We start from the raw sequence: 9,825 nt of genomic DNA, 5'->3' as shown, positions 1-9,825 counted from the left end.
CGTTCCACCAGGTAGGCCAACAGGGAAGGGCTGCCCCGCCGCGCCGCATAATGCAGCACACCGGCCCCATCCCGGTCACGAACGGCCACTTTGGTCACGGTATCTTCCACCAGATACCGGATCAGGGGTTCGCTGCCGGTTTCCATGGCGCGGAGCACCACCGGAACGCCCTGGTCATCCGACGCATTCATAACGGCGGGATGGGCTGCCAGCCATTCCCGGGCCAGTTCCGGCCGGCCGGTTTCCAGACGTTCCACATACTGTTGTACTTCCATCGCAGGCTCCTTTCAGATTCCGAACCGGGCGCCGTCGAACCGGGCGCTGCCGGAGGTAGGACGGTTGAGGTGATTGCGTGCAAACAGGCCGGGCCGTGCCCCCGACCAGGTGGATTTGTCCGCCGGGCAGGCAGGACCGATCACGGTGGGGGTGGTCCCGGGGATGGCCCAGGCATAGCGCACCATACCATCGGGGTCAAACCGCAGTTCCAGGGATACGGTGTTGCCCCGGAAAGGCTGTTCCGCCGCCACCTGCTCCACCGCCACTCCCTGGGCGGTCCGCTCGGTCACAAGACCCCGGGTCAAAACCAGTCGGTATTCTCCCCCCGTGCGGCGCAGGGAAAGAGCGGAATAGCGGTGCCCCATCACCGTCAGTCCGGCCTCATCCCCATCCTCCCCGTCTTCCAGGGTCAGGGTGGTGCGCATGGTGTATTGCTTTGCAGGCGCGATCTGGGTCAGAACATTGGGCATATACCACAACAGGCTTTCTCCCCGGGCACAGGGCGGCATAAAGAGCCGCAGCCCGTTCTCCACCCGGTACCATTCCTGCCGGGGATTCCCCTGCCACTGCCAGCACAGCGCCAGGTCGGGGCCCTCAAAGCCGTCATCCGGCTGAAGCGGATGCTGCGGCAGGGCAGCGGGCAGAGGCAAAGGCCAGCTGTCCACCGGTTCCCCGATGCCGTCCCCGTCCCGATCACGGCCCATGACCGGCCAGCCGTCCACCCAGCACATGGGCTGCAGGTGAAGGATACGCCCGTGGACACCGGCATCCTGGAAATGGAAGAACCAGTCTGCGCCTTCCGGGGTCGTGACCCATGCGCCCTGATGGGGTCCGTTGACCGTGCTCAGCCCCTGGTGGAGCACTACCTTGGCCTCATAGGGACCAAGCGGGCTGCGGCTGCGCAGGACTGTCTGCCAGCCGGTGGCCACCCCGCCCGCCGGGACAAAGATATAATAGTATCCTTCCCGCTTGTACATTTTGGGGCCTTCCATGGTGGGATGCAGCTGGGGATTGCAGTAGACCTGAACGCCGTCATCCAGCAGGCGGGAAGCATCGGGCGACATGCGGCAGACATCGATACGGTGCTTGATGCCGCAGCGGCTGTTGGCAAAGGCGTGGGCCATATAGGCGTTCCCGTCCTCATCCCAGAAGGGGCAAGGGTCGATCCAGCCCACCGTTTCGCGGATGCAGTGGGGTTCGCTCCACGGGCCGCGGGGGTCGGTGGCGGTGACCACAAAGATTCCCTCGTCAGGCAGCGGAATAAAGACGTAGAACCGCCCTTCATGGTACCGGATGGACGGTGCCCAGCTACCGCAGCCGTGAGCAGGCAGGTCATACCGGGCGAAGGGCAGACGGGGCAGGCACCAGCTGAGCTGTTCCCAGTGGATCAGGTCCCGGGAATGGAGCAGCGGCACACCGGGCAGGTAGGTAAAGCTGGAGGAGACCAGGTAATAGTCCTCCCCCACGCGGATCACATCCGGGTCGGAGTAGTCCATCTCCAGCACGGGATTTTCATAGCAGTCTTTGTTCACACAGTTGTACAGCATGGCTTTCTCCTTTTATTCGGGCAGTTTTCCCGTCACGGTTTGGTCAGCGTCAAAAGCGGGACCGCGGTGTCCGATCACGGTGACACCCTCCACCAGCAGTTCCCGGGCATTGCGCAGCATGAATCCTGCGCCGCTCACCGTTTCCAAGCCGCCCATCATGGCCGGCACCCCCGGTTCCGCACCGGGTTCCATCTCAATGCGGCAGTCCCGGATGGACAGCCCCCGCACCGGGCTTTCCGCCAGCCCCCAGCAGAAACCGGCCGCAGCCCGCACCCCGGTGGCAGTGACCCCGCTGATGCTGATATTGCCGAAGAAGGGCGTGCCGCCGTCCACCGGATAGGGGGTCTTTTCCCATACCCAACGGTCTTCTTCCCTGGTACCGCAGCAGTAATACATGTTGAAGACAAAGGGGCAGAGCACGCCGTCCATGACCAGATTGGAGAAGCGGAGATTTTCCACCCGACCGCCCCGGCGGCGCCGGGTCTTGATGCGGATCCCCCGGTCAGTGCCTGTAAAGACACAGTTTGTCACAGTCACATTGCGTACACCGCCGCTCATCTCGCTGCCGATGACAATGCCCCCATGGCCATGGACCAGGCAGCAATCCGCAATGACGATATTCTCGCAGGGGGCAGGGGCGGGGGTATCCTCGGTACCGGATTTAAGGGTGATGCAGTCATCCCCCACATCCACCCGGCAGCCCAGGATACGCACATCCCGGCTGCTTTCCGGATTGATGCCGTCCGTGTTGGGGGAATCGTAGGGATTGCTGATGGAGATGTCCCGAATGATCACATCCGCACAGCGAAGCGGATGGACCGTCCAAGCAGGGCTGTTCTGCAAGTGTACGCCCTGGATGCGCAGCCTTGTGCAGTCCTCAAAATGCAGCAGGTAGGGCCGTCCATGCTGTAGGGTCCCGGCCCGGTGCGCAGCCCACCAGCCGGCACCGCCGCCGTCAATAACACCCTGCCCGGTTACGGCCACATCCTGCGCCCCGAATGCGGAAAGGCAGGGCTGGGGGCGGCGGGTGATCCGCCCTTCATACTGGCATTCCTGCAGCGGAAAGGCTTCCGGCTCCGCCACAAAGGCGATGACCGCCCCCGGTTCCAGCCGCAGTTCCGTGTGGGAGAACAGGCGTACAGGACCGGTTTCATAGCGGCCTGCGGGCACCCGAAGCACACCGCCCTCCGGACGCAGGGCTTCCAGCGCAGCGGCAAAGGCTTGGGTCCAGTGCGCCCCTTTTTCGGGGGCAAACTGTGTCAGATCAATGGTCATGGTTTCTCCTTTCACCAGGCGGGGCCCGGCAGACAAAATGAAAGAGGGGAACGGGAAAGCTCCCGCTCCCCTCCTTCGTTATCACACAGAGGACAGAGAATGGTTGGTGATCAGCTGTTGGCGTTCATTTCCTCCAGCGCGGTGGACACACCGAGAGCTTCCGCCTGGGCCTTGTATTCGGCCACACCTTCCTCAGGAGACATCTGGCCCATCATGACGCGGGCAAAGACGTTGAGACGGGTGGTGGTCAGATCCGAATTGATCATGGTACGGGTCTCGGACACCGGGAAGACATACAGCGGCTGGGCATAGGCGTCAACCACAGCCAGAGACTCGGTGATGGCAGGTTCAAGGTCCATGTTCTTGTCGGTGACGGTGAGGGGGTTGGTGCTCATCCAGGGAGTGATCCAGGCCTTGCGGAAGGTTTCTTCAGGGTTGGAGAGGCTGGGCTGAGGAACCAGCTTGTCGCCGTCCTGGGCCCAGTGGACGCCTTCCACACCGCTCTGGAAGAGGACCTGGCCTTCGGCGCCGTCATGGGCATACTCGATGAAATACTTGAAGATGGAAGCGATCTCTTCTTCGCTGAGCTTGGAGGAGATGACCTGAACGGAGGGAGCGCTGTACAGGTAGGTGGCACCCTCGATGGGGGGAATGGCCACGACTTCGGCTTCGGGGACATTCTGCTTGACGCGGCTGGTCAGGGTCTCACCCCAGTTGCCGCCCCAGTAGGCGAAGACGCCCACACCGCCGGAATACCATTCGTCACGGCAGGCACTGGTGGTGTTGGTGACCACTTCGGTGTCGATGAGGCCGGCGGCATACGCATCCTGCACACGCTGCAGGGCTTCCACCATGTTGTCCTGTGCCATTCCGTCAACCCAGACGCCGTCCACCTTGGTGTAATCCAGGGTGGCGCCCTGGAAGAACTCAGCCATATTCTGGGCAATGTTCACATTCTCCATGGCGGGAGCGGTGTAGGGAACGGTGCATTCGGGGATCTCGTTCTTGAAGCGGGTCAGCATCTCGATGAATTCATCGTAGGTGGTAGGAACATCCATGCCCAGGCGATCCAGCCAATCCTTACGGACGTAAGTCACGCAGGCGGAGGGAACTTCGCGGGGAACGCCGTAGATGCGGCCGTTGAGGGTCAGGGAATCCCACAGCGCGGGGTCGATCTTATCGTACAGGCCGCTCTCCTTCACCAGATCGGTGAGGTCTGCGATGGCCCCCTGCGCAGCGTAGGTGCCCAGATGAGCACCGTCCAGGTCAAAGGTGTCGGGGACAGTGTCGGAAGCATAGGCCACTTCCAGCTTGGTGTAGTATTCGTTGTTGTCGATGATCTGCAGGTCCATGCCGATGCCGGTCTTTTTCTCAAATTCCTCGACCCACAGGTCGGTGCCTTCTTCCAGCTTCATGCCGTCGTGGACCCACCAGGTAATGGATTCCGGCTTGGCGGCATTTTCATAGGCATTGCCGGCAGTCTCGGCGGAAGCCGAGGCAGAGCCGGTGGAACCCGCGGCACCTTCGGACGAGGTGGTGCCGGAAGCGCCGCAGCCCGCCAGCAGGGTGGCAAAGCTGGCCGCTGCCAGCAGCATTGCGATTTGTTTTTTCATCGTTGGTTTTCCTCCTTCTATGGGGTCGATTAGTTCTATTGTACACGGCGTTTGCGCTGCGCCGCAATACCAAACAGAGGGTTATCCCTTGACGGCACCCAGGGTCACGCCCTTGGTGAAGTATTTCTGGACGAAGGGATAGATCAGCAGGAACGGCACCACAACCACAACCACGGTGGCGGATTTGAGCATTTCCTGTGAAAGGGTGATGGATGTACCTGACAAACCGTCCTCCAGGATGAGGGAACGAACCTTCACCTGGAAGCTCTGCCATTCGGGGTCGGTGATATAGAGAATGAAGTGCATGTATTCATTCCACAGACCCACGGCGATGAACAGGCCCACCGAAGCCAGTGCCGGCTTGGACAGGGGAAGCATGATCCGCCAGAACGCGCCGAAGGGCGAGCAACCGTCAATGGCAGCGGAGTCAAAGAGTTCCCCGGGGATGGAGGCAAAGAAGCTCTTCATCAGGATGGTGTTGTAAGCGCCTACGCTGCAGGGCACGATGACGGCCAGCATATTATTCATCAGGCCCAGGTTCTTGATGGTCAGGTAGGTGGGGATCAGGCCGCCGTTGAACAGCATGGTAGCAAGAACCAGCTTGCCCATGAGCCGGTGGCCGGGCATATCTTTCTGGATCAGCACATAGGCGCCCATGGTGGTGACCAGCAGACCGAAGATGGTGCCCACCACCGTGGTGTAGATGGAAACCAGGAAAGGCTGGTACAGGGTGGAGTTGCGCACGATCATCTCATAGGCGCTGAAATCCACCACCCGGGGAATCAGGCGGACACCATAGCTGGTGGGGTCCACCGAATCCACCAGAACCTTGATCAGGGGCAGCACCATCATGCACATGAGCGCGCCCAGCAGGGCAAAGTCAAACATCAGGAAAAGAGTCCGGCCCCGGTAGCCTTTGGCAAAAGAGAACCGCTCCTTGGAATTGAGACCCATTTACAATACCTCCTCGCCGGTGATCTTTTTACTGAGTTTGTTGGCAACGGTGACCAGCACCACCGAGATAACCGATTTGAACAGACCGGCTGCCGTGGAAAGACCGTACTGGGAACCGGAAATACCCATGCGGTAGACATAGGTTTCCAACACATCCGAAACATTGATGACCATGGCGTTCTGCAGCACCCACACAGGATCGAAGAGGTTCAGGACCTTGGCCAGGTTCAGGATGAACACCGTCACGATGGTGCCGGAGATGGAAGGCAGGGTCAGATGGATCACGCGCTGGAGCCGGGTGGCGCCGTCAATGATGGCCGCCTCGTGCTGTTCCATATCCACCGTAGAGAGGGCGGCCATATAGATGATGGTGCCCCAGCCGATCTCCTTCCAGCAGGAGATGACGTAGAACACCGGACGCCACCAGTTTTCGTCAGCCAGGAAATAAATGGGCGTACCGCCGAACAGCTCGATCACACCGTTGATCAGGCCGTTTTTGGGGGAAAGGAACATGGTGAAGATGGACGCCACCACGACCCAGGACATGAAGTGCGGGATATACAGAATGGTCTGGGAAAGTTTTTTGAACCACTTGCAACGGATCTCATCCAGCATCAGGGCCAGCAGGATGCTGCACGCCATGCTGAAGATCAGTTTCAAGGTGCTGATCTGCAGGGTGTTGAAGAATGCCTGCCAGAATCCGGCCTGGCTGAAGAGTTTTTTGAAGTTGGCCAGTCCCACGAAAGATGGGTCCTTGAAGGGGGTGTAATCGGTGAAGGCATACAGCACGCCGACCATCGGCAGATAGGAAAAAACGACCAGGCAGATCAGCAGAGGCAGAAACATAACATAGAAGGCGCGGTACTTTTTGACCTTTTGCCAGGTGGAAAGACCGATGCGCTCTTCCGTTGCTGCTCTTGCCTTTATCAGGGTTGGCATAGGGAAAGGCTCCTTTCTTCATTTCGTCAGGCGGCTGGGTTGAGGTGCCGGCCTTCGCTGTTCCCACCATACCACGGCCCGGACCGGCAAAAAAGGGGCGGCTGCCCGCATGATGCCATCTGTTCCATGCCAAAAAAAGGGAACCGTTGTCCCTGTGGAAAAACGGTTCCCTGCATTCTATGTTGTATCGTTCTTTTCTTTCAGCGACGGTATTCGCTGGGGCTGACGCCCATCACCCGCTTGAAGGCACGGCGGAAAGACTGGATGCTGTTATACCCCACCATGCGGGAAACATCGGTGACCTTGGTACCGTCCTCCAGCAGGACTCGCGCCGCCTTGACGCGGAGCTGTTCCAGATATTCGGCAAAGTTGATGCCGGTCTCTTTTTTGAATATGGAAGACAGATACCCTTCTGAAAGGCCGAATTCCGCACTGACCATTGCCAGGCAGAGGTTGGGGTCCCGGTAATGCGTCTGGATATACCCTTCAATGGCCCGGACATTCTCACTGCGCCGGGCGCTCTTTTGCCGGGCCGTGTCCTCACACAGCGCATGACACAGACTGTTGAGGGCTTCAAAATAGGGTTCGCAGTCACCGTGGAAGGCAAAGGCCAGCCGGTTCAGTTCGGTCAGTTCGGGACTTTCCTCTGCTGCCACCTCCATGCGGGCAGCCAGGATCTCCACAATGCGCCGGCTGAAGCGCTGGAACTGGATTCGCCCCAGGTTGCGTCGGACAAAGTTTTCCTGCTGCAGAAGCCCCAGCACAGTTTCCACAGCGGCACCGTCCCCGGACCGCAGCCCCTGTACCAGGCGATCTTCCACAATATAGGGCAGATAGTACAGGTCATCCACCTTGCGGGCACAGCTGTACACCACAACCGGGTCGCTGCCGTCGTTTTCACGCAGGGCAGCGCTGGCTTCCTCACTGTTTTTCCAGAAATCCATCAGGTCGGTGCAAGGCGTACTGACGCCCCAGCAGGCTTCCACCTGATAATTGCGATGGAGCCATTCCACCACATCCCGCAGGATCTGCAAAAGGGGTTCCTGGTTTTTGATATCAAAGATATACAGTGTGATCAGTGTACTGCGCTTGTACGACCAGACCTCCCGGGCGCACCGGGCGTCGATTTCGGCGCTGACCGCCTGCTGCAGGATCCGGGCCTCCTCCACCGTCTGCCCGTCGATTGCGTCAATATCGATCTGGGGGTGCAGCCGCATCACCGCCGCGCAGTAAGTGCCGCCGGTGAGGGAAAGCCCCGCCCTGCCGGCCATATACTCCATCTCACTTCGAGAAACAAAGTCGGATTTGAGAAGATCGTGGAAAAACGCCTTGCGCAGTGCCGGTTTTGCCTGTTCTTTCTGAAGCTGAAGGTTTTTGTTGTCCTCCAGAAGGCGGCGCACCGCGTCACCGATATGGTCCAGGTCCGCGCTCAGCCCTTCCTCCGTTCTGCGCAGAGCCCGGGCCATCGCGTTCACCGGACGGCCGCTGCGCAGGGAGAAGTACAGAGAGATCAGGCATCCCAGTATGCCCGCCAGAAGGGTCAGCCCCAAAGTCTGGACGGACAATGCCGTCAGTTTTCGCATGGCCTCCTGTTCAGGAAGCACCAGGACCATCCACAGCCCCAGCCGTTCATCGGCTTTGACGGTCCAGATCAGGTTGCTGCCTTCCTGCCGGGCTTCGGCCTTCTCCAGCCAGTGGCTTACCGGCGTGGTTTCTGTCAGCCCCAGCCGATCTTCGCTGTACACCAGCTGTCCGTTTTCGTCGCAGACCAGCAGGGTATAGTCCTTGTACTCTTCCAAAAAGGAAAACTGCTGCCGTATTTCATCGTGACCGATCCGAAAGTACAAGGCTCCCAGATATTGCCCCTGAAACGGCAGTGTGCAGGGGAAGATGTAGTACAGGTCCCCCGATTCATTGCCCCAGAAGCGGGGGTAGGGATCGGTGCAGGTGCTGAGCGTCTGCCACTGGGCATCATCGATATTCCAGCTGTCCAGATACTGGCGGAACACCCCCGGCCGATAAACACTGCCCCGGTACAGGACTCTGTCCAGATTCTGAAAATACAAAAAACTGCTCTGGTCCAGGGCTTCTTCGTGATACAGAAGATATTCGGTATAATCCTTGACCGCCCGCTGGGCCAGGAAGGCATAATTACTGTCTTGGGGGGAACTGCTTCCCAGTTCCCGGATGCTGTCGGTGTTGATGACCTGCAGCCCGATGATGCGCAGGGTGACCAGCCGGTTGGTCACCGCATCCACCGCCTGTTCCATGGCAAAGCCGCTGCTTTCCAGAATATCCTGCCGGACAATATCCAACGCACTGTGGAATCCGCTGGCACAAATGATCATGACAATCCCCAGCGTCAGCAGATGTGCCAGAAGGAACCGGATTACCGAATTTTCCCGCAGTGCATGGCGCAGCCGCCCCGGAATGAAAGCCCCGGGGGAACCTGTTGCTTTTCTCGGCCGGAATGCCAACACGATCCTCTCCTTTTCTGCTGATTGCCCAAAACTGTGCATTTCAGTATAACATAAAGCCTATTTCCCCGCCACCGTTTCACGGCAGTTCCCAGGGAACATTTCTTCACCCGGCAGGGAACACTTCTTCACATTATTCGTTTTTACGTTCTTTTTTTAACAAGGAACCTTTTTGCGTTCCGGTCAGCGGACACTTGCCCGCCCCCTTTGCATCAGGGTATAATAAAACCGTTCACAGTCAAGGCAGCCTCTGCCGAAAGGAGTTCCTCCCATGCAAAACCAGCCGCAAGCCATCTGGTGGATCGGGGATTCCACCGTACAGCACAACCGGATCGACACCTGGCCCCAGTGTGGAATGGGGCAGGTCCTGGAATTGTATCTGCGCCCCGGCATCCCGGTGCACAACCATGCCCGCAACGGCCGCAGCACCAAAAGTTTCCGGGAGGAAGGACTCTTTGCCCCGGTGGAAGCAGGACTGCGTCCCGGGGATCTACTGCTGATCCAGTTTGGCCACAACGACGAAAAGAAGGAAGATCCCAGCCGGTTCACCTCCCCCGAAACCTACGCCGCCAACCTTCTGGCCTATGCCCGCACCGCCCTGGACCGGGGCGCCCTGCCGGTGCTCATCACCCCGCTGGTCCGACGCCGCTTCCAAGATGGTCGGTTGCTGCCCACCCATGGTCCCTGGCCGGATGCAGCCCGCCGTCTGGCAGAACGGGAACATCTGCCCCTCATCGACCTGAC

The 9,825-nt window shown here is 59.5% G+C and carries 8 protein-coding genes; 1 reads left to right on the top strand and 7 read right to left on the bottom strand.

Features of this window, described 5'->3' with window-relative positions; genetic code table 11:
- The 7 genes from Q0K17_RS08740 to Q0K17_RS08710 all read right to left on the bottom strand — a co-directional run.
- Positions 1-275, bottom strand: a 275-nt coding sequence (locus Q0K17_RS08740) for an ankyrin repeat domain-containing protein (protein WP_294542347.1), incomplete at its 3' end; no start/stop codon positions are given.
- Between the two features lie 12 nt (positions 276-287).
- Positions 288-1,823, bottom strand: coding sequence for a glycoside hydrolase 43 family protein (locus Q0K17_RS08735; protein WP_294542346.1), 1,536 nt, complete (start codon positions 1,821-1,823; stop codon positions 288-290).
- Positions 1,824-1,835: 12 nt separating this feature from the next.
- Positions 1,836-3,098, bottom strand: coding sequence for a glycoside hydrolase family 28 protein (locus tag Q0K17_RS08730; RefSeq protein ID WP_294542345.1), 1,263 nt, complete (start codon positions 3,096-3,098; stop codon positions 1,836-1,838).
- 110 nt (positions 3,099-3,208) lie between these two features.
- Positions 3,209-4,711, bottom strand: coding sequence for an extracellular solute-binding protein (locus Q0K17_RS08725; RefSeq protein WP_294542339.1), 1,503 nt, complete (start codon positions 4,709-4,711; stop codon positions 3,209-3,211).
- A gap of 81 nt (positions 4,712-4,792) precedes the next feature.
- Positions 4,793-5,665 (bottom strand): carbohydrate ABC transporter permease, encoded by an 873-nt coding sequence (locus Q0K17_RS08720; RefSeq protein WP_294542333.1) that lies wholly within the window; start codon positions 5,663-5,665, stop codon positions 4,793-4,795.
- On the bottom strand, positions 5,666-6,604 hold the full coding sequence (locus Q0K17_RS08715; protein WP_294542331.1) for an ABC transporter permease subunit: 939 nt from the start codon (positions 6,602-6,604) through the stop codon (positions 5,666-5,668).
- 200 nt (positions 6,605-6,804) lie between these two features.
- Positions 6,805-9,081, bottom strand: a complete 2,277-nt coding sequence (locus Q0K17_RS08710; protein ID WP_294542330.1) for an AraC family transcriptional regulator — start codon at positions 9,079-9,081, stop codon at positions 6,805-6,807.
- Positions 9,082-9,352: 271 nt separating this feature from the next.
- On the opposite strand from Q0K17_RS08710, the gene Q0K17_RS08705 reads away from it, so the two are divergent.
- Positions 9,353-9,825: rhamnogalacturonan acetylesterase (locus Q0K17_RS08705; RefSeq protein ID WP_294542328.1), on the top strand; the 473-nt coding region annotated here is incomplete at its 3' end.

The sequence above is a fragment of the uncultured Gemmiger sp. genome (genome assembly GCA_944388105.1).
Lineage (GTDB): Bacteria > Bacillota > Clostridia > Oscillospirales > Ruminococcaceae > Gemmiger.
This window is presented reverse-complemented; position numbering and strand designations above follow the sequence as displayed.